Origin of the sequence: Streptomyces sp. NPDC058308, from assembly GCF_042880275.1 — a bacterium.
Lineage (GTDB): Bacteria > Actinomycetota > Actinomycetes > Streptomycetales > Streptomycetaceae > Streptomyces.
The window spans coordinates 105,361-127,667 of sequence record NZ_JBHVZA010000009.1 but is presented as its reverse complement, the minus strand read 5'-3'; the positions used below and the strand labels follow the sequence as shown (position 1 = coordinate 127,667).

General features: G+C 72.3%; 20 protein-coding genes and 1 riboswitch. Of the genes, 5 read left to right on the top strand and 15 right to left on the bottom strand.

Annotated elements, in window-relative coordinates; all coding sequences use genetic code 11:
- Nucleotides 1-84: 84 nt before the first annotated feature.
- The 7 genes from ACFVYL_RS14835 to ACFVYL_RS14805 form a co-directional block, all read right to left on the bottom strand.
- Nucleotides 85-1,374, bottom strand: coding sequence for an MFS transporter (locus tag ACFVYL_RS14835; RefSeq protein WP_389715568.1), 1,290 nt, complete (start codon nucleotides 1,372-1,374; stop codon nucleotides 85-87).
- Nucleotides 1,371-2,612, bottom strand: a complete 1,242-nt coding sequence (locus ACFVYL_RS14830) for an ATP-grasp domain-containing protein (protein WP_389715566.1) — start codon at nucleotides 2,610-2,612, stop codon at nucleotides 1,371-1,373. The genes ACFVYL_RS14835 and ACFVYL_RS14830 overlap by 4 nt, the downstream gene beginning before the upstream one ends.
- A complete protein-coding gene (locus ACFVYL_RS14825) occupies nucleotides 2,609-3,772 on the bottom strand; it encodes a pyridoxal-phosphate dependent enzyme (protein WP_389715563.1) in 1,164 nt (387 codons plus the stop codon). Before ACFVYL_RS14825 ends, ACFVYL_RS14830 begins: the two co-directional genes overlap by 4 nt.
- A gap of 8 nt (nucleotides 3,773-3,780) precedes the next feature.
- Entirely contained in the window at nucleotides 3,781-4,785 is a 1,005-nt protein-coding gene (locus tag ACFVYL_RS14820; protein WP_389715562.1) for an ABC transporter substrate-binding protein, read from the bottom strand.
- Complete coding sequence (locus ACFVYL_RS14815) at nucleotides 4,782-5,612, bottom strand: ABC transporter ATP-binding protein (RefSeq protein ID WP_389715560.1); 831 nt, start codon at nucleotides 5,610-5,612, stop codon at nucleotides 4,782-4,784. Before ACFVYL_RS14815 ends, ACFVYL_RS14820 begins: the two co-directional genes overlap by 4 nt.
- Complete coding sequence (locus tag ACFVYL_RS14810; protein ID WP_389715878.1) at nucleotides 5,613-6,632, bottom strand: FecCD family ABC transporter permease; 1,020 nt, start codon at nucleotides 6,630-6,632, stop codon at nucleotides 5,613-5,615.
- Between the two features lie 216 nt (nucleotides 6,633-6,848).
- Nucleotides 6,849-7,589 carry a class I SAM-dependent methyltransferase gene (locus ACFVYL_RS14805; protein WP_389715559.1) on the bottom strand — a complete coding sequence of 247 codons (741 nt, stop codon included), beginning with the start codon at nucleotides 7,587-7,589 and terminating at the stop codon, nucleotides 6,849-6,851.
- Nucleotides 7,590-7,784: 195 nt separating this feature from the next.
- Between ACFVYL_RS14805 and ACFVYL_RS14800 the strand changes: the two genes are divergently transcribed.
- The 4 genes from ACFVYL_RS14800 to ACFVYL_RS14785 all read left to right on the top strand — a co-directional run bounded on the left by ACFVYL_RS14800 (nucleotide 7,785) and on the right by ACFVYL_RS14785 (nucleotide 11,810).
- Complete coding sequence (locus ACFVYL_RS14800) at nucleotides 7,785-8,777, top strand: GlxA family transcriptional regulator (protein ID WP_389715557.1); 993 nt, start codon at nucleotides 7,785-7,787, stop codon at nucleotides 8,775-8,777.
- Nucleotides 8,778-8,910: 133 nt separating this feature from the next.
- Nucleotides 8,911-9,534 carry an isochorismatase family protein gene (locus tag ACFVYL_RS14795; protein ID WP_389715556.1) on the top strand — a complete coding sequence of 208 codons (624 nt, stop codon included), beginning with the start codon at nucleotides 8,911-8,913 and terminating at the stop codon, nucleotides 9,532-9,534.
- Between the two features lie 115 nt (nucleotides 9,535-9,649).
- Nucleotides 9,650-10,174 (top strand): SRPBCC family protein, encoded by a 525-nt coding sequence (locus tag ACFVYL_RS14790; RefSeq protein WP_389715555.1) that lies wholly within the window; start codon nucleotides 9,650-9,652, stop codon nucleotides 10,172-10,174.
- Nucleotides 10,167-11,810, top strand: a complete 1,644-nt coding sequence (locus ACFVYL_RS14785) for a phytoene desaturase family protein (RefSeq protein WP_389715553.1) — start codon at nucleotides 10,167-10,169, stop codon at nucleotides 11,808-11,810. The genes ACFVYL_RS14790 and ACFVYL_RS14785 overlap by 8 nt, the downstream gene beginning before the upstream one ends.
- 330 nt (nucleotides 11,811-12,140) lie before the next feature.
- Here ACFVYL_RS14785 and mmsB read toward each other — a convergent pair whose 3' ends face one another.
- The 6 genes from mmsB to pstS all read right to left on the bottom strand — a co-directional run bounded on the left by mmsB (nucleotide 12,141) and on the right by pstS (nucleotide 18,961).
- Nucleotides 12,141-13,094, bottom strand: a complete 954-nt coding sequence (mmsB, locus tag ACFVYL_RS14780; RefSeq protein ID WP_389715875.1) for a 3-hydroxyisobutyrate dehydrogenase — start codon at nucleotides 13,092-13,094, stop codon at nucleotides 12,141-12,143.
- A gap of 20 nt (nucleotides 13,095-13,114) precedes the next feature.
- Nucleotides 13,115-14,209 carry an enoyl-CoA hydratase/isomerase family protein gene (locus tag ACFVYL_RS14775; protein WP_389715551.1) on the bottom strand — a complete coding sequence of 365 codons (1,095 nt, stop codon included), beginning with the start codon at nucleotides 14,207-14,209 and terminating at the stop codon, nucleotides 13,115-13,117.
- Nucleotides 14,206-15,351 (bottom strand): acyl-CoA dehydrogenase family protein, encoded by a 1,146-nt coding sequence (locus ACFVYL_RS14770; protein ID WP_389715873.1) that lies wholly within the window; start codon nucleotides 15,349-15,351, stop codon nucleotides 14,206-14,208. The genes ACFVYL_RS14775 and ACFVYL_RS14770 overlap by 4 nt, the downstream gene beginning before the upstream one ends.
- Before the next feature lie 14 nt (nucleotides 15,352-15,365).
- On the bottom strand, nucleotides 15,366-16,865 hold the full coding sequence (locus ACFVYL_RS14765) for a CoA-acylating methylmalonate-semialdehyde dehydrogenase (protein ID WP_389715550.1): 1,500 nt from the start codon (nucleotides 16,863-16,865) through the stop codon (nucleotides 15,366-15,368).
- 210 nt (nucleotides 16,866-17,075) lie between these two features.
- Nucleotides 17,076-17,257: riboswitch (cobalamin riboswitch) on the bottom strand.
- Between the two features lie 57 nt (nucleotides 17,258-17,314).
- Nucleotides 17,315-17,650 (bottom strand): SCO0607 family lipoprotein, encoded by a 336-nt coding sequence (locus tag ACFVYL_RS14760; RefSeq protein ID WP_389715549.1) that lies wholly within the window; start codon nucleotides 17,648-17,650, stop codon nucleotides 17,315-17,317.
- A 156-nt stretch (nucleotides 17,651-17,806) separates the two neighbouring features.
- On the bottom strand, nucleotides 17,807-18,961 hold the full coding sequence (gene pstS / locus ACFVYL_RS14755; RefSeq protein ID WP_389715547.1) for a phosphate ABC transporter substrate-binding protein PstS: 1,155 nt from the start codon (nucleotides 18,959-18,961) through the stop codon (nucleotides 17,807-17,809).
- A gap of 237 nt (nucleotides 18,962-19,198) precedes the next feature.
- On the opposite strand from pstS, the gene ACFVYL_RS14750 reads away from it, so the two are divergent.
- The gene (locus ACFVYL_RS14750) at nucleotides 19,199-19,921 is read left to right on the top strand and encodes a transporter substrate-binding domain-containing protein (RefSeq protein WP_389715545.1); all 723 of its coding nucleotides are present in this window, start codon (nucleotides 19,199-19,201) and stop codon (nucleotides 19,919-19,921) included.
- Nucleotides 19,922-20,164: 243 nt separating this feature from the next.
- Here ACFVYL_RS14750 and ACFVYL_RS14745 read toward each other — a convergent pair whose 3' ends face one another.
- Nucleotides 20,165-20,917 carry an SDR family oxidoreductase gene (locus ACFVYL_RS14745; RefSeq protein WP_389715544.1) on the bottom strand — a complete coding sequence of 251 codons (753 nt, stop codon included), beginning with the start codon at nucleotides 20,915-20,917 and terminating at the stop codon, nucleotides 20,165-20,167.
- Complete coding sequence (locus ACFVYL_RS14740; protein WP_389715542.1) at nucleotides 20,914-22,134, bottom strand: acyl-CoA dehydrogenase family protein; 1,221 nt, start codon at nucleotides 22,132-22,134, stop codon at nucleotides 20,914-20,916. Before ACFVYL_RS14740 ends, ACFVYL_RS14745 begins: the two co-directional genes overlap by 4 nt.
- Nucleotides 22,135-22,307: the final 173 nt, after the last annotated feature.

Here is a 22,307-nt window from a genome sequence, read left to right as displayed (position 1 = left end):
ACTGGCTCGGTGCTCGTCGTCCCGGATCCGACGGCGCACACAGTAGAACTCGTTGCAGAAATAGGGAATGGCGGCGACGCGGACCTATCGCGGGCGCACGGTCCGGATCAGCAGCAGGGGCAGCAACGCGCACTGCACCGCGACCGCCGCCCAGAAGAAGCCCGCATGACCGGAGCGCTCGGCCAGCGCATAGCCCTCGCCGCCCGCGACGCCGCTGACGAAGGCGCCGATTCCCGCCGCCAGACGCTGGCGGCCGAAGACGACGGCCGGTGCGCGGGAGGACCGGGCCAGGGCTTCCAGGTCGTTCTTGAGGAAGAGGACGACCTCACCGAGACAGATCAGCAGAGCCCCGGCCAGGAGGGCGACAGGATGACCGAGGGCGAGCGCGGCCATGCCGGTGGCCAGCGCGGTGAAGCCGATGCGCAGGGCGCGGAGGTAGGGCACGCGGGCGATCCACTGCGACAGGAGCGGCTGGGTGACCACGAGGAGCAAGGCGTAGAGGGCGAGGACCATGCCGTAGAAGAGCGTCGAGGTCCGGGGGACGACGTAGAGCGCCAGGTAGTGCTGGAAGAACATGAAGACGTACACGCTCAGGACCGTGATCGCGAAGGGCAGGTGGCGCGATACGGCCGGCGCCTCCTCCTGCTGCCCGGGTCCTGGCGGGTCCTCATCCGCCGGTTCCGCAGCCCGGGGTCGTCGCGCGTGGGGTTCCACGGGCAGCAGAGTGTGCCCCGCCGTGACCGCCGCGAACAGCACGGCGACCGCCGTGAAGAGGCCCGTCGAGGCGGTCAGCACGAAGGGGGCGGCGGCGATGGGACCCAGCGCGATGCCCGCGTTGAGGGCCGAGCTGCTCGCGGACAGCAACATCGGGCGCCGCTCCGCCGCCACGCCGTGGACCAAGTACCCCTTGTTGGCGGGCAGATAGAGCGCTGCCCCGCCGGACACGAGGAACAGGGCGGTGACGGCCACACCCGGCCGGTCGAGGCCCGGTACGAACGCCACGAATCCCGCCGTGCGGATCAGCAGGGCGAGCAGCATGGTGCGCCGCAGCCCGATCCGCTCGGCGAGCGCCGCCCCGACGACACCGCCGGAGAACTGCACGAACGAGGCGACCGCAAGCACCACGCCGACCGTGCCGAGCCCCATGCCCAGGCGTTCGTGCAGCAGGACCGACATGAAGGGCAGCACGGCGAAGCTGCCGAGGGGGATCAGGAACGAGCCCGCCAGCAGGATGTACTGCGCGCCGGTGAGCTTGCCGAGCTCATGGAGTCCTGTGGCCCGGCCGGGTCCGCCGGTACTTGTGGTGCGGCCGGGCCCACCGGTGCCCGCGGTGCGGCGCGAGCGTCCCCCGGACCGCTTCCCCGCCGTCGTCATTCCCGGTCGGCGTCGGACACGACGACCGGCCGTATGCTCCCGGCGGCGCTGAGCGCCCGGTGCAGGGCCAGTTCGGCGGTGTCCGCCTCCGTCAGCACGATGCCGGTGCAACCTCGCTGGTCGCTCAGGTGCTCCACGCGTCGGCCGGGAACCGCGGTGGGGTACCACTCGGGTGATCCGGGGAAGTCCCGCAGTCCGTCGAGGCCGGTCCAGCCGGTGAGCGTGCCGGGGCGTTCGGGGTACACGAGCACGAAGCCGGTGGCGGGGCCGCGGTCGGGGCCAAGGCCGGCGACGGCGTCCAGGAGCGCGGGGCGACGGCCGAGCGCCGTGTCGACCATGGCCTCGTAGACGTTCGTGCGCAGGGAGCGGCACAGGGCCTCGCCGACGAGCGCGCCGCCGATGCGACGGTTGATCTCCACCAGTTCCGGTCCGTCCTTGGTGAGGACGAACTCCACGTGTGCGAAGCCGTCGGCGTGCCCGGCAGCGGCCAGCACACGCCCCACCCAGCCCTGGATCAGGGCGGGTTGGGGTTCGGGCAGCGCGACGGGGAAGGCGGCGGCCTCCTCCCGTACGGAGGGCTCCGGCGACATCTGGCGGCTGAGGACGCCCAGCAGCTTCGTCTCGCCCTGCCAGCCGAGGGTCTCCGCGCTGTAGACGGGCCCGGAGAAGAAGCGCTCCGCGAACAGCCGCCCGTTGAAGGCGCGTCGGGACGCCTCCGTCAGGGCGGTGCGGAGTTGTTGTTCGTCGCGTACCGGCCAGACGTTGCGTGAGGAGGTCCCGGAGGAGTCCTTGAGGACGGCGGGGAGGCCGATCTCGCGGAGGATCTCCGCAGCCGCTGACGGGTCGGCGGTAACGGCGCGGGCGCCGCTGCCGCTCAGGCCCCGCTCATACAGGAGGGCGCGCACCCGGCTCTTGTCCCGCAGCTGCCGGACCGCGCTCGGATCGGGTCCCGGCAGGCCGAGTTTGGCCGCGAGGTCGGCGCCCGGGACGCTCCAGGTGTCGGTCGAGTTGATGAGGCCGCGCAGGTCGGGCAGGGCCGCCAGGGCGTCGGCGCAGGCCGCCTCGTCGTGGGTGTCGATGTCGACGATGTCCAGGGCGTCGGCGGGCAGTTGAGCGAGCTCATGGCGGTAGACGTCACGGTCCCCGGTGAGCAGGCACAGCCGGTGCCCCGCCTCGGTGGCCGCCTCGATCAGGCGTCCCAGGCCGAAGGTGAGTGCTTCGAGAGCGGCGATGGTCACGGTGCCTGGTCCTCCTGGGACGGTTCTTGGAAGGGTGTCGGTGCTTCGAAGGAGGGCGCGGCTTGCGCGGGTACGGCGGGGCGGCGTGCGTCGGGTACGTCGTACTGGCGCCGGTTCCACTCCATCGTCGACCAGGGCGGGGCGAGGTCGGCGAGGCCGGTGATCTGATGCGGTTTCAGGGTGCGGGGGTCGAGGGCCTCGTGGTGGCGGGCGAAGACCCGCTCGGTGTAGCGGTGCCCGGTGTCGGCGCCGATGACCAGGTGCGTGCGGTCGGAGTGGCGGGCGGCCTCCCAGCCCGCGACGAGGTGAGCCGCTCCGGTGGACAGGCCCGCGAACACGGCGTGCTCGCGCAGCAGGCCGACGGCCCCGGCCATGGCGTGCCTGAAGTCGAGCCAGTGGAGGGTGTCGTAGAGGTCGTGGCGGACGTTGTCGAACGGGATCGAGCTGCCGATCCCGGCGATGATCGCCTCGGGATCGCTGAACCCCTCGCTGCCGAAGGTGACGCTGCCGAAGGGCTGGACGCCGAGCAGGCGTACGTCACGGCCGGTGCCGCGCAGCGCCTGTACGAGACCGCCGCTGGAGGAGCCCGTGCCCACGGCGCCCACCACGGTCAGGGGTACGCCGGGCAGCGCGCGGTCGACGAGGGCGGCGAACTCGCGGTAGCCGGTGTAGTGGACGGCGTCGTGGTACTGGCGCATCCAGTGCATGCCGGGCCGCTCCGCAAGCAGGGCGCGGACCCGGCGGACCCTGCCCTCCTGGTCGAGCCGCAGGTCTTTCGAGGGCGGCATCTGGTCCACGGTGGCGCCGAGGACCTCCAGTTGGGCGCGCATCGTGGCGTCGACGGTGGTGGAGGCGACGATGTGGCAGTGCAGGCCGTAGCGGTGGCAGGCCATGGCCAGGGCGAGTGCGTAGATGCCGCTCGAACTGTCGACGAGGGTCTGGCCCGGCTTGACGGTGCCGCGGTCCAGCAGTGTGCGGACCGCGCCGAGGGCCGCGTAGACCTTCAGGGTCTCGAAGCGGGCGAGCACGACGTTCTCGGAGAGCCGCAGCAGGTCGGGGGCTTTGATCGCGTCGGTGATGTGCTCGTGGACGGGCGCGGCGGGCGAGGTCTCACCGGCCGGGGCGGCGGTGTGCGCGGCGTGCGTCGGGGTCACGGTCATGGTCGCCGTCACCGCCCGGCCGAGCGCAGGTAGCGGCCGAGCTTCTCGGCGCCTGCGACGTTGCGCGGTCCGCTGACGACGTCACCGTAGGAGAGGACGAGGAAGCGGTTGTTCTTCACTGCCGGTACCGACTTCAGGGCGGGCCGCGACTTGAGGTGGGCGATCTTCTGCGCGGCGGGCTGGTCGGCGTAGTCGACGATCACGATGACCTCGGGCCGCGCCTTGATGACGGGCTCCCAGCCCACCGTGGTCCAGCCCTTGTCGAGGCCGCCGAAGATGTTCCTGCCCCCGGCGGCCGTGATGATGTCGTTCGGCGCGGCGTGCCGGCCCGCGGTGAACGGCTGGTCGGTGCCCGAGTCGTAGACGAACACCTTGGCCGGGTCACCCTTCTGGGGCCACGTCTTCTTCAGCGCGGCGACGCGGCCCCGCAGGCCGGTGACGAGCTCGCGGGCCCGCTTCTCGACGCCGAAGATCCGGCCCAGGTTGTCCAGGTCGGTGTAGAGCGCCTCCAGCGGCGGCACGTCGACGCTCTTGTCGCCGTAGTCCCAGCAGGTCTCGGTGTGCAGGTAGCTGTCGACGCCCACCTTGTCGAGCAGGGCCGGGGTGACACCGCGCTCCTCACTGAATCCGGAATTCCAGCCGGCGAGGACCCAGTCGGCATCGGCGTCGACGACGATCTCCCGGGTGATGCGCTCGGTGCCGAGGCGCTCCACCTTCTTGTAATCCCTGCGCCAGGGCGATCCCTTGATGGCGGGGTCGCCGAGCTTGTTCATGACGTAGCCGCGCATCCGGTCGGCGAGGCCCAGGGCGAACATCTTCTCCGCGCCGCTCACGTCGTAGGCGACCGCGCGCTCGGGACGGGCGTACGTGACGTCCTTGCCGCAGTTGGAGACGGTGACGGTGTCGGGCTTGCTGCCCGCGGCCGGTTCGACCTCGGCGCCACAGCCGGTCAGCAGGAGCCCGGTGGCCAGCAGCCCGGCGGTGAGGGCTCGGGGGAACGGTGGTCTGGTCACGCGTGGGGTCCTTCCGGAAAAGCGTCGGTGGGGGTGGGCGTCCCGGCGGGGGCGGGGGCGGTCGGGGCGAGGTCGTAGAGCAGTTGGGGGATGCCGGTGCGCGGGTGGGGCACGACGTCGGCGTCGACGCCGAACACCTTGCGGACCAGCTCCGAGGTGAGGACCTCGGCGGGGACACCGGAGGCGACCAGGCAGCCCGCGCCGAGCACGGCGATGCGCTCGCAGACCTGGGCCGCGAGGTTGAGGTCGTGCAGGGCGGTGAGCACGGTCAGTCCTGAGCCGCGCAGGAAGGACAGCAGCTCCACCTGGTGCCGTACGTCGAGGTGGTTGGTGGGTTCGTCGAGGACGAGGATGCGGGGCTCCTGGACGAGGGCGCGCGCGACGAGCACGCGCTGCCGCTCGCCCCCGGAGAGGGTGAGCACGCTGCGGTCCGCGAGGTGCGCCACGTCGAGGCGGTCCATCGCCCGGCCGCACAGCTCGCGCTCGCGGGCGGTCAGGGGCTGGTTGCCGTGCGCGTGCGGGGTGCGGCCCAGGGCGACCACCTCCTCGACGGTGAAGTCGAGTTCGGTGTGGCTCTCCTGGGTCAGGGCGGCGATCGAGCGGGCGCTGTCCCGCAGTTTCAGCGACGCCAGGTCGGTGCCGTCGAGCAGCACGGCGCCGGATGTCGGCCGCATCGCCCGGTAGACGCAGCGCAGGGCGGTCGACTTGCCGCTGCCGTTGGGGCCGACGACGCCCACGACGGAGCCGGCGGACACCTCGATGTTCAGCCGGTCCACGAGCACGCGCCCGGCCGCCTCGACCGTCAGGTCACGCAGGGAGAGGACCATCTACCGGCCTCCGAAGAGATAGCCGCGGCGGCGCATCAGCACGATGAACACCGGGACGCCGATGAGCGCGGTGATCACCCCGAGCGGCAGTTCCTCGGGGGCGAAGGCGGTACGGGCCACCAGATCGACCCAGACCATGAAGCAGGCCCCGGCCAGGGGTGCGACCGCGAGCACCCGCCGGTGCGTGGAGCCGACCCAGATCCGCACGACGTGGGGCAGCACGAGGCCGACGAAGCCGACGGCGCCGCTGACGGCGACGATCAGTCCGGTGACGGCGGCGGTGAGCACGAACAGGCGGCGCCGCAGCGTCTCCGCGTCCACGCCGAGGCTGGCCGCGGTCTCGTCGCCGAGCGACAGGACGTCCAGCGACCGGCTCTGCCGCAGCAGCACGACCACCGCGGTCAGAACGGCCGCCGTCACCAGGGGCAGTGACTCCCAGGACGCGGAGCCGAGGCTGCCCAGGAGCCAGAACAGCACGGTCCGCGCGGCCTGCCCGTTCGGGGCGAGGAACACCAGGACGCTCATCAGCGCCTGGAATCCGTACGCGAGCGCCACCCCGGTGAGGACCAGCCGCAGCGGCGTCAGGCCCATCGGGCCGCGCGCGGCCAGATACACCAGCACCGTCGCACCCAGCGCGCCGAGGAACGCGGCGGCCGACAGGGCGTACACCCCGAGCCCCGCGAAGACCCCGAAGACCACGACGGCGGTCGCCCCCACGGAGGCGCCCGACGAGATCCCCAGCACGAACGGGTCCGCGAGAGCGTTGCGCACCAACGCCTGGATGGCGACGCCCACGACGGAGAGCCCGGCTCCCACGACCGCGGCGAGCAGCACCCGCGGGGTGCGCACGTGCCAGACGATGGAGTACCCCGTCACCTCGTCCGCGCCGATGCTGCCCCCGGTGAGCGCCGCGGACAGGAAGTGCACGACGTCGCCCGGCGGTACGACGGTCGGCCCCAGCGCGATGCCGGCCAGGACCGAGAGCACCAGCGTGACGGAGAGCGCCACCAGCGTCGTCAGCAGGCGGCCGCGCCCGGCGGGCCGGTCCTCGGCGCCCTGACGCGTCGCGCCGCGCGGGCGTGCGGCGCGACGCGAAGACGGCGTCACGGGTGCGGCCTCGGTCATGAAGTCCCCTCGTTCACCTGCGCGTTGGCGGTCGGTCCTGGCCGGAACCCGCCCGCTGACCAGTAGTCGGCCGCGACGGCCGCGGAGTTCCCGCGGGTCCGGCGGCGGCTCCTACGGACGGGTGCCGCTCACGATCAGCCGCTTCGAGCGGTTGTCGTACGGGCCGCCGTCGAAGTCGCCGTGGCACCGCACGTCGGTGAACCCGGCCGCCTCGAAGAGCGCGCGGAGCTCGGCCGCGCTGTAGAGGAAGGAGGTGATCGACGCCTCGCGCGCCTCCCCGCCCCGCACCAGCGTCCAGTCGGTGCGCAGCCGGGTCCAGCTGTCCAGGACGGTGTCGCGCTGGATCACGTACGCGCCGCCGTCGAGCTCGACGACCTGGGGCCTGCCGATCCAGCCCGCGAGGACCTCCTTGCCCATGACGTCGACGAGGAGGCGGCCGCCCGGCACGAGCGAGTCGTGGGCGTTGCGCAGCACCCGCTCGTTGTCGAGCGGGTCGTCGAAGTAGCCGAACGAGGTGAAGAGGTTGAGCACCACGTCGTACGACTCCCGCTCGACGTGCGTCATCATGTCCGCGCGCACCAGCCGGACGTCGGCCCCGGCCGCCTCGCACGCGGCCTCGGCCCGCTTCAGCATGGCGGGGCTGAGGTCCACCCCGGTCACCGCGCAGCCGCGCCGGGCGAGCGGCACCAGATACAGGCCGGGCCCGCAGCACAGGTCGAGCACCCGGCTCCCGGCCGGGAAGGCGAGCAGCGGCGACCCGGCGACGAGGCCCTCCACCTCCGCGCGCCTGCGCTCGGAGAACATGGTCTCGGAGAAGTCCGACCAGAACGCGTCGTCCTCGTACCAGTTCATACAGCTGCTACCTCGTTCCGGTGCCGGTGCGTGGGGCCTGTGATGCAGTGGTCGGACGGCCGCCCTGTCTGGTTCCCGTCGAGTTCGCAAAGGCGCGGTCGAGTTCGCGAAGGCGCGCCGGACCACCGGTCCCATGTCCGGATGTGACAGGGAATCGTCATTGCGGCCATGGGTGCGGGCGGTGAGGATGAGGTCATGTCCCTCACACACCGGGTGGTCATCGCGGTCTTCCCCGATGTCGACCTCCTCGACGTCACCGGCCCCGCCGAGGTCTTCGCGCTGGCCAACCGGGAGACCGCGGGCCGCGCCGGGTACCAGGTCCGGCTTGCGGGGCCCGCCGCCGGTGCGGTCCGGACGTCGGCGGGTGTCCGGCTCCTCGCCGATCTCTCCTTCGAGGAGGTCGGTACGGACGTGGACACCCTGCTGGTGCCGGGTGCGGTCGAGATGACGGAGGAGGGGCCACGGGCCCGGGTCGATTCCTCGGTCGTGGCGTGGGTGAAGGCAACCGCCCCGCACGCACGGCGTGTGGCGTCGGTGTGTGTGGGCGCCCATCTGCTGGCCGCCGCGGGGCTGTTGGACGGGAAGACGGCGACCACCCACTGGTCGACCGCCGCCCAGCTCGCCGCCGATCACCCGGGCGTCATGGTGGATCCCGACCCGATCTTCGTCCGCACCGACCGGGGCAGGCTGTGGACCGGCGCCGGGATCAGCGCCTGCCTGGATCTCGCGCTGGCGCTGGTCGCCGAGGACCAGGGCGAACAGACCGCCCTGTCCGTGGCCCGGCAGCTGGTGCTCTACCTCAAACGGCAGGGCGGTCAGAGCCAGTTCTCGGTGCCGCTCAGCCGCGCCGCCACCAGCCGTCGCGACATCGACGAACTGCGGCTGTGGATCGCCGACCACCTCGACGCCGACCTGTCCGCGGGGGCCCTGGCCGCCCGGATGTGCCTGAGCGAGCGGCACTTCGCCCGTGTCTTCACGCAGGAGACGGGCACCAGCCCGGCGTCCTACGTGGAAGCCGCCCGTATCGAGGTCGCCCGCCGGCTCCTTGAGACCACCGACCGACCGCTCGACCGGATCGCGGCGGCGGCCGGGCTCGGCTCGGTGGAGACGCTGCACCGGGCTTTCCGGCGGCAGCTCGCGACCACACCGGTGGCCTACCGCCGCCGCTTCCGCACACAGACCGGCTGACCTGCCCGGTCCGCCTGGACCATGTGACCCACCCGAGTCGTCCGACTCACCCCGGCCACCCTGAGCCACCCGAACTTCCGGCATGCGAGGCACCTGGCGTCGCCATGCCCAACTCCCCTATGAAAGGCACCTCATGAGCACGAACACCCCGTCCAAGTCCCTGCGCGACGTCTTCGGCCTGGACAACCGGCCGCCCCGGCTCGCCGGGTCCGCCCTGATCCTGATCGACTTCCAGAACACCTACCGCACCGGCGTGATGGAGCTGACGGGCGCCGACGAAGCGCTCGCGGCGGGCGCCCGGCTGCTGGCGCGGGCCCGCGCCGAGGGGGTTCCTGTCGTGCACGTCATCAACGACAGCGGCGAGAACACCCCCTACGACATCCGCGCCCACATCGGCGCGATCAGCGACGAGGTCGCCCCGCGGGAGGGCGAGCCCGTCGTCGTCAAAGGGTCCCCCGACTCCTTCCAGGCCACCGACCTGGAGAAGACCCTCGTCGACCTGGGCTTCGCCCCCGGCGGTGACAAGGACCTCGTCCTCGCCGGCTTCATGACCCACATGTGCGTCGCCTTCACCGCGCAGGGGGCGGTCAACCGCGGCTACCGGCCCACCGTCGTGGCCGAGGCCACCGCCACCCGGTCCCTGGCCGCCCCGGACGGCACCGTCCTGTCCGCCGCCACCGTGCAGGCCGCCGCCCTGACCACGATCACCGACCGGTTCGGTCCGGTGGTCCGCACGGTCGAAGACCTGCCTGCCTGAGCACCTGTACTCGGCCGCGTCCGCACCGCCGAGGTGCGGGCGCGGCGCCCTTGGGCGATGTTGAGGAGGCGCCGAACGGCACACTCGGCGATGACGACAGCTCAGGGAGGCAAAGATGGCGCTGCGGCATCGGCTCATCGAGGTGAGCCCGGCGACGGTCTGGACCGTCCTCGCCGACGGCACCAAATACGCCCAATGGGTGGTGGGCACCGCGTCGTCGCGGCCGGTGCGCGGCCAGTGGCCGGACGTCGGCGCGGCGATCGAGTACGAGGTGCGCCTGGGCCCGTTCCGGGCGACCAACGAAACGGTCGTACGCCGCTGCAAGAAAGGGTCCGGCGAGGAACGTTCCGTCCTGGAGCTGGAGGCGAAGGCGGGCGCCCTCGGCACGGCTCGGATCGCGATCGACGTACGCCCTTGGGGAGAGCACACCCTGGTGAGGGTGGACGAGCACCCCCTGCACGGCGCGGCAGGAACCCTGCACAACGCCGGCGTCGAGATGGTGATCCAGCTGCGCCACCGCGCGATGCTCGCCCGCCTCGCCCGCGTGTGCGAGGCAGAGGCGGGCGGTCGGGAATCCGCCACGGACACGGCGGCCGGGCACGGCGCGCCACGGCGTGGAGGCGCGGCGGGCCATGCCTGATGCGGTGGTGATCGGGGCCGGTCCCAACGGACTGGTCGGGGCCAACGTGCTGGCGGACGCCGGGTGGAGCGTCACGGTCCTGGAGGAACAGCCCGAGGCCGGCGGTGCGGTGCGGCACGACCGAGGCGTGCACCCGGACTTCGTCAGCGACCTCTTCAGCTCCTTCTACCCGCTGGCCGCCGCGTCGCCGGTGCTGAAGCAGCTGCGGCTGCACGAGTACGGGCTGCGGTGGAGCCACGCGCCCAAGGTGCTGGCCCACCCCCTCGCCGACGGCCGCTGCGCCGTCCTCGGCCGGCGTCCCGACACCACCGCCGCCTCGCTCGACGCCTTCGCCGCGGGCGACGGAGCGTCCTGGCGGCGCCTGCACGACGTGTGGGAAGGCCTCCGCCCCGACCTGCTGGACGCCTTGTTCACGCCGTTCCCGCCGGTCCGGGCCACCGCGCGCATGGCCCGGCGCCTCAAGCCCGCGGGCGCGCTCCGCCTGGCCCGCTCGCTGGTGCTGCCGGTCCGGCGCCTTGGCGAGGAGGAGTTCGCGGGCGAGGGCGGCCGCCTTCTTCTCGCGGGCAACGCGCTGCACGCCGACCTCGCGCCCGAGGCGGCGGGCAGCGGCGGGTTCGGGTGGCTCATGTCGATGCTGGGCCAGACCTACGGGTTCCCGGTACCGGTCGGCGGGTCCGGCGAGCTGATCAAAGCGCTGGTCGCGCGCTTCGCGGCACGCGGCGGCAGTGTGCGGTGCGGTCACAGGGCGGAGCGGATCGTCGTCCGCGACGGGCGCGCGGTCGCCGTGCGCACCTCGGACGGCGACACCGTGCGCGCCGCGCGCGCCGTCCTCGCGGACGTGTCGGTACCCGCCCTGTACGGCGAACTGGTCGAGGCGGAACACCTGCCGGGGCAGCTCCTGACGGACCTGCGGCGCTTTCAGTGGGACTTCGCCACCTTCAAGGTCGACTGGGCACTCGACGGGCCGGTCCCCTGGCAGGCGGAAGGGGCGGTGGGGGCGGGCACCGTCCATCTGGCCGACGGGGTGGACGAGCTCACCCGGTTCGCCGCACAGCTCGCCATGCACCAGGTGCCTGACCGGCCGTTCCTGCTCTTCGGCCAGATGACGACCTCGGACGCCACCCGCTCGCCGCGGGGCACCGAATCCGCCTGGGCCTACACCCACGTACCGCAGGAGATCCACGCGGACGCCGGTGACGAGGGGATCTCCGGGGCGTGGCGGCCGGGCGAGCAGGAGGCCATGGCCGACCGGGTGGAGCGGCAGGTCGACCGCTTCGCCCCCGGTTTCCGTGCCCTGGTCCGCGCCCGCCGTGTCCTGGCGCCCACCACCCTGGAGTCCCTGGACCGCAATCTGCACGGCGGCGCGCTCAACGGCGGCACGACAGCGCTGCACCAGCAGCTGGTCTTCCGGCCCGCTCCGGGCACCGGCCGCCCGGAGACGCCCGTAGCCGGACTGTTCCTCGCCTCGGCGGGGGCGCATCCCGGCGGCGGCGTGCACGGAGCTCCGGGAGCCAATGCGGCGCGGGCCGCACTGCGCCGCCGGCTGCCGGTACCGCTCGCGGGAGCGCAGCGGCTGCTCACCGGCCGCCGCGGCCGCCCCGGCGGGCCGCCCGCCCCCGTACGGCCCCCAAGGTAGAACGTCGGCATGACGTCTCCCCGGGGAAGCCGGTGGGCCCCGCCGCGACGGGGGAGACACGGCGGGACCCACTCATCGAGTGCCCGCTGAGAACGCCCTCACACCCATGTGTGGTGTTCGAGTGCGGGCCCGCCGTCCAACGGCTCCCGCCAGGCCCACCGGACCGTCCCGCCGCAGGCCCCCGTCGCGGCCCGCCCATCGCCCGGAACCCCGCCCGTGACGGCCGGGAACAAAGGACAGCGGGCCTACGAGAAGGCGTACCGCCGCTGTACCGCGACGACCGGCTCACACTGACCGCAAGGCCGCCGAGGCCTCTCGGTCAGCCCTTCCTCAGGTGATGTCCGTGCCGGTGACGTCCGCTCCGGAGCGTTCCCTGATCGTCTGCACGATCGCCGAGAAATCGCGCTCCGCTCCGCCGTCCGCGGCGAACTCCTCGTACAGTTCGGCCGCGCGCAGGCCGAGCGCGGCGTCCACGCCCGTCGCACGGGCCGCTCCGGCGGCCAGGCCGAGGTCCTTCGCCATGAGGGCGGCCGCGAAGCCCGGACGGTAGCCGCGGTTGGCCGGGCTCGCGGGGACCGGGCCGGGCACCGGGCAGTTGGTGGTGAGCGCCCAGCACTGGCCGGACGCGGTGGAGGCCACGTCGAAGAGCGCCTGCGCGGTCAGCCCCAGGCTCTCGCCGAGCACGAAGGCCTCGCTCACGGCGACCATCGAGACGCCGAGGATCATGTTGTTGCAGATCTTCGCCGCCTGCCCGGCGCCCGCGTCCCCGCAGTGCACGGCGCGCTTCCCCATCACGGCCAGCAGGGGTTCGGCCTGGGCGAACTCCGCCGCGCCGCCGCCCGCCATGAAGGTCAGGGCGCCGGCCTCGGCTCCCACCACACCGCCGGAGACCGGCGCGTCGAGGCCGCGGTGGCCGGCTGCGGCCACCGCCTTGTGCGCGGCGCGGGCGTCCGCGACGTCGATGGTGGAGCAGTCGAGGAACAGCGTGCCCGGAGCCGCCGCCGCGAGCAGCCCCCCGTCCCGGTAGAGCCCGAGGACGTGGCGTCCGGCGGGCAGCATGGTGATGACCACATCGGCGTCGGCCACGGCTTCGACGGCCGAGGCGGCGGGCACCACGCCCCTCGCCGCCGCGGCGGTCAGCGCGTCGGGCGACAGATCGTGACCGATCACGCGGTGCCCGGCAGCGGCCAGGTTCGCGGCCATCGGTCCACCCATGTTGCCGAGTCCGACAAAGGCGATGGTCCTCGCCTCGACTGAGTCGACTGACTCGGCTGACTCGGTGATCTCTGCGCCTTCGGCCCGGTTCACCACGCCACCTCCTGCGTCACGGCGCCGCCGTTCAGCGCGAGTTCACGGTCCCCGAGCGGCGCGAAGAAACGTACGACGTCGTCCGCGGCCACCTCGGCGAGCGTGCCGGGGCTCCAGCGCGGTGTGCGGTCCTTGTCGATGACCTGGGCGCGAATGCCCTCCGCGAGGTCGTGCGAGGTCAGGGCCGCGCACGAGACGCGGTACTCCTGGTCGAGGACGGCCTCCAACGAACCGAGACCCCGTGCGCGCCGCAGCGCCTCCAGGGTCACCTTGAGTGCGGTGGGCGAGCGCCCGAGCAGGGTCTCCGCGGCCTCCTTCGCCGCGCGTGAGCCGTCCGCGCGGAGCCGGTCGACGATCTCCTCCACGGTGTCGGCGGCGTAGCAGTGGTCGATCCACTCGCGCTCGTCGGCCAGTTGAGCGGGCGGCGCGTCCTGGACGTATCGCGGGAGGACGTCTCGTACGGGTGCCTCGGCGAGGTCCGCGATCAGCCGTGGCAGGGCCGACGACGGTACGAAGTGGTCGGCGAGGCCGCACCTGAGCGCGTCCCCGGCCGCCAACTGCGCCCCGGTGAGAGCGAGATGGATGCCGAGACCGCCGGGCGCGAGGCCCAGCAGATAAGTGGCGCCGACGTCGGGCACGAAGCCGATGCCGGTCTCGGGCATCGCCACGCGGGAGCGTTCGGTGACCACGCGCACGTCCGCATGGGCCGAGACGCCGACACCGCCGCCCATCACGATGCCGTCCATGACGGCCACGAATGGCTTCGGGTAGCGCGCGATGCGGGCGTCGAGACGGTACTCGTCGCGCCAGAAGCCCCGGGTGGCCTCCCCCGTCGTCTCCCCGGCCCCGCTGCCCCTCGTCACGTCCTCGTGGATGGACCGGATGTCGCCGCCCGCGCACAGGCCCCGCTCCCCCGCCCCGGTGAGGACGACGGTCTCGACCCCGGAGTCCCGTTCCCAGCCGGCGAGCGCCTGGTCGATGCGGCGCACCATGGTGTGGGTGAGAGCGTTGAGGGCCTTGGGGCGGTTGAGGACCACATGGGCCGCGCGGCCTTCGACGCGCAGCAGCACGGAGTCGTCGGCCGCGCTCATCGGACGGCCTCGGTCAGGCCGCGGGCCACGATCAGGCGCATGATCTCGTTGGTTCCTTCCAGGATCTGGTGGACCCGCAGGTCACGGACGATCTTCTCGATGCCGTACTCGCTCAAGTAGCCGTAGCCGCCGTGGAGTTGGAGCGCCCGGTCGGCCACGGAGTACCCGGTGTCGGTGGCGAACCGCTTGGCCATGGCGCAGAGCTGCGGGGCCCGTGCGTCGCCCCGGTCGAGGGCGTCGGCCGCCTGACGCACCAGCGCGCGGGCGGCCGACAGTTCAGTGGCCATGTCGGCGAGCCGGAACCGCAGCGCCTGGGCGTCCAGGAGGGACGCGCCGAACGCCTCACGGTCGGCGAGGTAGGCCACGCTGCGGTGCAGGGCGCTCTGGGCGCCGCCCAGGGAGCAGGCCGCGATGCCGAGGCGTCCGCCGTTGAGGCCGGACATGGCGATGCGGAAGCCGTCCCCCTCGGCGCCGAGCCGCCGGTCGGCAGGGACACGGACACCGTCGAGGAGCACCTGGCGGGTCGGCTGGGCGTTCCAGCCCATCTTGCGCTCATCGGCGCCGAAGGAGAGGCCGGGGTCGTCCCGTTCGACGACGAACGCGGAGATGCCGTCCGGCCCCTCCTCGCCGGTACGGGCCATGACGACGTACACGTCCGATGCGCCCGCTCCGGAGATGAACTGCTTGACGCCGGTCAGGACGTATCCGTCGCCGTGGCGTTCGGCCCGCGTCCGCAGGGCCGCCGCGTCCGATCCTGCACCCGGTTCGGTGAGGCAGTAGCTGCCCAGGGACGCGGCCGTGCACAGGTCGGGCAGCCAGCGGGCGCGCTGCCCCTCGTCGCCGTACCGGTCGATCATCCAGGCGACCATGTTGTGGATGGAGAGGTAACCCGCGATGGAGGGGCACCCGGTGGCCAGGGCCTCGAACACGAGGGTTCCGTCGGTGCGGCCGAGCCCGGAACCGCCGTGCTCCTCGGATACGTAGACACCACCGAGGCCCAGTTCGGCGGCCTTGCGCAGGACGTCCACAGGGAAGTGTTTGTCGCGGTCCCAGGCGACGGCGTGCGGCGCCAGATACGTGTCGGCGAAGTCGAGTGTGACCTCGGCCAGTGCGAGCTGGTCCTTGGTGAGGGTGGTGGCCATCGATGTCATCGCCGTCATCCCATCGTCGGGATGGTGAAACTCGCGCCCTCCCTGGCCCCGGAGGGCCAGCGCGAGGTGACGGTCTTCGTACGGGTGTAGAAGCGGACGGCGTCGGGGCCGTGCTGGTTGAGATCGCCGAAGCCGGACCGCTTCCAGCCGCCGAAGGTGTGGTAAGCCACCGGGACGGGGATCGGCACGTTGACCCCGACCATGCCCGCGCCGACGCGGCGGGTGAAGTCGCGGGCGGTGTCGCCGTCCCTGGTGAAGAGGGCGACGCCGTTGCCGTAGGGGTGTTCGGTGGGCAGGCGCAGAGCGGTCTCGTAGTCGGCCGCGCGGACCACGCACAGCACCGGGCCGAAGATCTCCTCACGGTAGATCCGCATGCGGGGCGAGACGCGGTCGAAGAGCGTGGCTCCGGCAAAGAAGCCGTTCTCGTGACCGGGCAGCGTGAAGTCCCGTCCGTCCACGACCAGTTCGGCCCCTTCGCTGACGCCGACGTCCACGTAGCGGCGGACCCGGTCGAGCGCGTCGCGGCTCACCAGCGGGCCGAAGTCCGTCCCGGGGTCGTCGGAGCGGCCGATGCGCAGGTCCGCGACGCGTTCCTTGAGCCGGGCGACGAGCGCGTCGGCGGTCCCCTCGCCCACGGGGACGGCGACCGCGATGGCCATGCAACGCTCCCCCGCCGAGCCGTACCCGGCACCGATGAGGGCGTCCACGGCCTGGTCGAGGTCGGCGTCGGGCATGACGATCATGTGGTTCTTGGCGCCGCCGAAGCACTGGGCGCGTTTGCCGTGCGCGGCGGCGGTGGCGTAGATGTGCGCGGCGATCGGCGTGGACCCGACGAAGCCGAGCGCCTGGACCCGGGGGTCCTCCAGGAGGGTGTCGACGGTCTCCTTGCCTCCGTTGACGACGTTCAGGACACCGGGCGGCAGGCCCGCCTCCAGGAACAGCTCGGCGAGCCTGAGCGGTACGGAGGGCGCGCGTTCGGACGGCTTGAGGACGAAGGAGTTGCCACAGGCGAGCGCGGGGGCCGCCTTCCACAGCGGGATCATCGCGGGGAAGTTGAACGGGGTGATCCCGGCGGTGACACCGAGGGGCACCCGCAGGGAGTGCACGTCGATGCCGGTGCCGGCGTTGTCGGTGAACTCGCCCTTCAGGAGGTGCGGGATGCCCGCGGCGAACTCGACGACTTCGAGGCCGCGTTGCAGGTCACCGTGGGCGTCGGCGACCGTCTTGCCGTGCTCGCGGGAGAGCAGCCGGGCCAGGGACTCCCGCTCCTCGTCGACGAGTTGGAGGAAGCGCAGCAGGACGCGGGCGCGCCGCTGCGGGTTCCACTCACCCCACGCACGCTGCGCCGACTCGGCGTCGGCGATCGCCGCGACCGTCTCGTCACGCCCGGCCAGCGGCACATGTGCCTGTACGCAACCGGTGTTGGGGTCGTACACATCGGCGAAGAGCCCGGACGCCCCGCGCACATGCTTGCCGCCGATGAAATGTGTCAGTTCACGGACCATGAGAGCCTGCTCTCGTCAGGTGAGTCCGGGGATGGCACGGCAGGCCGACGACGCCACCGGGTGAGGTGGGCGCGCGGTTCTGACGTGGGACGCGAAGGCCTAAGAGCCGTCGTGGAGTCGGGCGTCGACAGGGGTCGCCGCTCGCTTCGCCGGATCACCTGGGTCGTGGTCACGGACCGGTGCCATGCGTGTCTGCTCCATCCTCGTGGACAACACGGAACACCCCGCGGCCGGTATCCTGACTCCCGGATCAGCGCACGTTCCCCTGCCTTCCCGACGGGACTTGCTCCGTCAGTGGCGTATCGCTCGGCGAGAACGCACTCCCCGGTCACAGTGGCGGGACCGCGCCGGATTCACACCGGCTTCCCTGCACCGCGGGCTCTGGTCACGAACATATAGTTGGACGTCCTAGTAAGTCCACCCCGTCGGGCGAGTCGGTGTCCGCCCGCTCACTCGCCGTCCTTCAGCTTGACGATCCTGCCGTCCTTGTCGAGCGTGTGGTCGTTCCAGTACGTGCCCCACTTGTCCCCGACATGCTCGGGGACCTTCCCCTCCGGGTAGCGGGCGTAGCCCTTGGGCGGCTCTTCTCCGTCGGGCTGACACGCGGACCCGCTGCTGCCCACCCGCAGGACGGGATACTCGCCGCCGCCACAGGTCGCGTCCTGCGTGGAGCAGCCGGAGAGCACGGCGCCCGCCACGCCCGCCAGCGCGAGTCCCACCACGGCCCGCGCCGCACGGCCGCCGACCGCTGGCGGGGCGGTACGAACTCGGTTCTTCCTGGCCACTGTTGACTCCTTCACGTCGACTCGTCATGCCGTTGCCACACCAGCTTGCGCGAGCCGTGGATCCCGATCATGAGTACGGATACTCAAAGACCGGCTACCTCGATGACGAGAGTGAGCGCGACGGGGATCACCCGCACGTGATCCCGCATCCGTACGTCAGGACAGCGTGCCGACCACGTCGCGCACCTGACCGGCGACCGACTCCGGGAGCGGCGCGTAGTGCAGGCCGGACAGTTCCTTCTGGCCCGCCTTGCTCGCCGTGTACGTCAGGAACGACTTGAGGGCGGGCAGCGTCTCCTTGCGGTTCCCCTTGTCGCAGACGATCTCGTAGGTCACCTGGACGATCGGGTACGCGCCCGGATTCGCGGCGCCGTAGCGGAACTTCAGCTTCATGTCCCGGCCCTTGCCCGCGACGCGCGCCTGCGCGATCCCGGCAGACGCCGTCGTGGGCGTCGGTGCGACCGGGGCGGGCGCGCCCGTGTCGATGCTCACGGTCTCTATCCGCCGGTCCCGCGCGAAGGACAGCTCGAAGTAGCCGATGGCGCCGAACCCCGAGGTCACCTCCGATGCCACGCCACTGGACCCGCTCGCGGAGGCGCCACCCCCGCCCTGCCAGGCCTTGCCGACCGGGTGGGCCCAGGCGCCGGGCGCCGCGCCCGCGAGGTAGGCCTGGAAGTTCTGCGTGGTCCCGGAGTCGTCCGACCGGTGCACGGGGCGGACCGGCATGGACGGCAGATCGGCGTCGGGGTTGAGGCGCCGGATCTCCGGGTCGTCCCAGGAGGTGATCTTCCGGTCGAAGATCCTGGCGAGGGTCGGAGCGTCCAGGACGAGGTCCTCCACGCCCGGCAGGTCGTACCCGATCGCGATGGGCCCGCCGACCATGGGCAGGTCGATCGCGCGCCCGCCCCGGCAGACGCCCTTCGAGCGCTCGACCTCCTCGGGCTTCAGCGCGCTGTCGGAGCCGCCGAACGCGGTCGCACCCCGCAGGAACTGCGCGCCGCCCGCCCCTGAGCCGATCGGGTTGTACGCGATCCGCACGCCCGGGCACACGCTCTGGTACTGCTTGATCCAGTACTTCATGGCGTTCTGCTGGGCGCTCGACCCGGTGCCCGGAACCTTGCCGGTGTCGGCGCAGTCGATCCCCGCGACGGCGGAGGAGCGCGCGGCGGCGCGCTCGTCGCCGTCCTCGTCGTCACCCCCGATGCCCGCGACACCGCATCCCGCCAGGGAGAGCGAAAGGAGGGCCGTGAGGGAGACCGCCGTGCGCGTTCTGCCTCCTTGGTACGTACGTCCTGGACGTGGGCGTTGCAACGTTGTCCCCTCGGGGTACCGCGACATGGATCTCGACCGGCTCCGGGCCGGACCTCAGATGCTCGCCGATCCACGACAGCGGCGGGTGAAGCAGAGGCGAACATCGAGCGACGTGCTGCGATACGGGGACCGAGCGGTAGGCAGGCCGGTACGCACGGTGTTCGGCGGGCAGGGCAGGGCTCGGAGGGGATGGCCTCTCGCGGACGTCCCCCAGGGGCATGTCCTAAACTCCGCCTCATGAAGATCACGCCTGCTGCCGTCGCCCAGGACCTGGCCCCGGCCGGCGTGCTCCGGGCGTCCATCAACCTGGGCAACCCGGTCCTCGCCCAGGGCACTTCGGCGGCACCCTCCGGCATCACCGTCGACATCGCACGCGAGATCGGCGACCGCCTCGGCGTCCCCGTGGAACTCCTCTGCTTCGACGCGGCACGCAAGTCGTACGAGGCCATGGCGGAGGGCCGGGCCGACCTCTGCTTCCTCGCCGTCGAGCCCGCCCGCGAGGCCGAGGTCGCCTTCACGGCGCCGTACGTCGTGATCGAGGGCGTGTACGCCGTGCCCAGGGAATCGCCCTTCACCGCGGCGGCCGACGTCGACCGGGCGGGGGTGCGGATCGGGGTGAAACGGGGCTCCGCCTACGACCTGTTCCTCTCCCGCACGCTGCGGCACGCGAGCGTCGTGCGCGGCGAGGAGGGAGTCGACGTGTTCCGCGCCGAAGGCCTGGAGGTCGCTGCGGGCATCAGGCAGCCGCTGACCGCGTACGTGGCGGACCACCCCGAGCTGCGGCTGATCGAGGACCGGTTCATGCAGATCCGGCAGGCGGTGGGTACGACGCGGAGCCGCGCGCCCGGGACGGTCGAGTTCCTCCGTGACCTCGTCGAGGAGCTCAAGGCCTCGGGGTTCGTCGCCGCCTCGCTGCGGCGCTCCCGACAGAGCGAGACGCTGGCCGCCCCGCCCGGGTAGCTCTCCGCCTCTCCCGATCAGCGAAGTCTCCCGGCCTCGGGCCCGGGCCCGCCTCGCGTCGTACGGCAGGCCACACGCCGACACGGCCGCCGGTCAGCGGGCCGAGGCCGCCGTCCCGACATCTGCCGCTGCGGCACGTACGACCGCATCCGCGACGCCATCAGGGCGGGCGCGAAGAACATGTGACGCGGGACCCGGACCCCTCAGACCGGCCCGGGCCCCCTCACAGCGGCCCCGGACCCCTCACAGCGGCCCGGACCCGAGGAGCTGTCCGCCGTCGACGACGAGCGTCTCGCCGGTGATCCAGCGCGCGCCGTCACCGGCGAGGAACGCCACGGCCTCCCCCAGGTCCTCGGGTTCGCCGATGCGCCCCAGCGGGGTGGCCGCGGCGACCCGCGCCTCATTCTCCTGCCAGAGCGCCTCGGCGAGCCGGGTGCGCACGACGCCGGGGGCTATCGCGTTCACGCGGACCTTCGGGCCGAGTTCCAGGGCGAGTTGCTTGGTGAGGTGGATGAGCGCGGCCTTGGACACGTGATAGATGCCGACATCCTGGGCCACCGAAAGCCCGCCGATCGAGGCGGTGTTGACGACGGATCCGCCGTGCTCCCCCATCCATGCCTTCACCGCGAGCGACGTCCACAGGATCGGCGCCCACAGATTGACGTCCATCGTCTTGGCGAAGCGACCGTGGTCCTGGTCGATGACCGGGCCGTACGCGGGGTTCGTACCGGCGTTGTTCACCAGGATGTCCAGGCGTCCGTACGTCGCCACGGTGTGGTCGACGCAGGCGCGCGCGGCGGCTTCGTCGGTGGCGTGGGCACCGAACCCGGCCACGGCGCCGCCGAGTTCACGGGCCGCCTCCTCGGCGCGTTCCGCGCTGCGCGAGGTGATGACGACCTGGGCGCCGCGGTCGCGCAGGGCCGCGGCCGCCGCGAGGCCGATGCCCCGCGACGCGCCCGTGACGACGGCGACCCTTCCGTCGAGCGGGCCACTCATCGCGCATTCCGCTCGGACTCGCGGCGCCGCAGCTCGCGCACGGCGATGGTGCGCTTGTGCACCTCGTCGGGGCCGTCGGCGAGGCGCAGGGTGCGCAGGTGGGCGTACATGCTCGCGAGCGGGAAGTCGTCGCTGACGCCGGCGCCGCCATGCACCTGGATCGCGCGGTCGACGACCTTGAGGGCGGCCTCGGGCGCGGCGACCTTGATCGCGGCGATCTCCGTGCGGGCTTCCTTGTTGCCGACGGTGTCCATGAGATGTGCGGCCTTGAGGGTCAGCAGGCGCGCCATGTCGATCTCGATACGGGACTCGGCGATCCAGTCCTGGATGTTGGCCCGGTCGGACAGGGGCGCGCCGAACGTCGTACGCGACTGCGCACGGTCGATCATCAGGTCGAGGGCGCGCTCCGCCATGCCGATCGTGCGCATGCAGTGATGGATGCGGCCGGGGCCGAGCCGAGCCTGGCTGATCATGAAGCCATCGCCCTCGCCCGCGAGCAGGGCGGTGCGCGGCACACGGACGTTCTCGAAGAGCACCTCCGCGTGGCCCTCGCGGTCCTGGTAGCCGAAGACGGGCAGGCCGCGCAGGACCGTGACGCCGGGGGTGTCGAGCGGGACGACCATCATGCTCTGCTGCCGGTGGCTCGGCCCTTCAGGGTCCGTCTTGCCCATGACGATGAGCACGCGGCAGTTCCTGTGCAGAGCGTTCGAGGTCCACCACTTGCGGCCGTTGAGGACGTAGTCGTCGCCGTCGCGGACCATCCGCATCTCGATGTTGCGGGCGTCGGAGCTGGCGACGGCGGGTTCGGTCATCGCGAACGCGGAGGCGATCTCACCCGCGAGCAGCGGCCTCAGCCACTTCTCCTTGTGTTCGTCGGTGCCGAAGAGGGTGAGGACCTCCATGTTGCCGGTGTCCGGCGCGTTGCAGTTGGTGGCCTCGGGGGCGAGGTGTGCGCTGCGGCCCATGATCTCGGCGAGCGTCGCGTACTCCAGGTTGGTCAGGCCGGGGCCCCACTCGGGGTGAGGGTGGAAGAGGTTCCACAGTTCCTGCCGCTTCGCCTCGGCCTTGAGCTCTTCGAGGACCGGCGGGTGGAAGTGCGGGTCGCCCGACTCCGCCATCTGTGCCTCGTAGACCGCCTCGGCGGGGTAGACGTACTCGTCCATATAGGCGAGCAGCCGCTCCTGGTACTCCTTGGCCCTGTCGCTCACGTCGAACACGGGTCGTCCTCCCACGGTCTCGGTCGGGAACTGAGTCTGGCCCGGGCCTCGCCCGGTGGATACACCGCCGGGTCCTGCGGCCCGTGCTCACGGGCGGGGCGGTAAGTAGCAGTCGCACCCGGGGGAGTTGGAGAGCGGCCCGAGCAACAGCCGCGGATCGTCGGCCAGTTCCC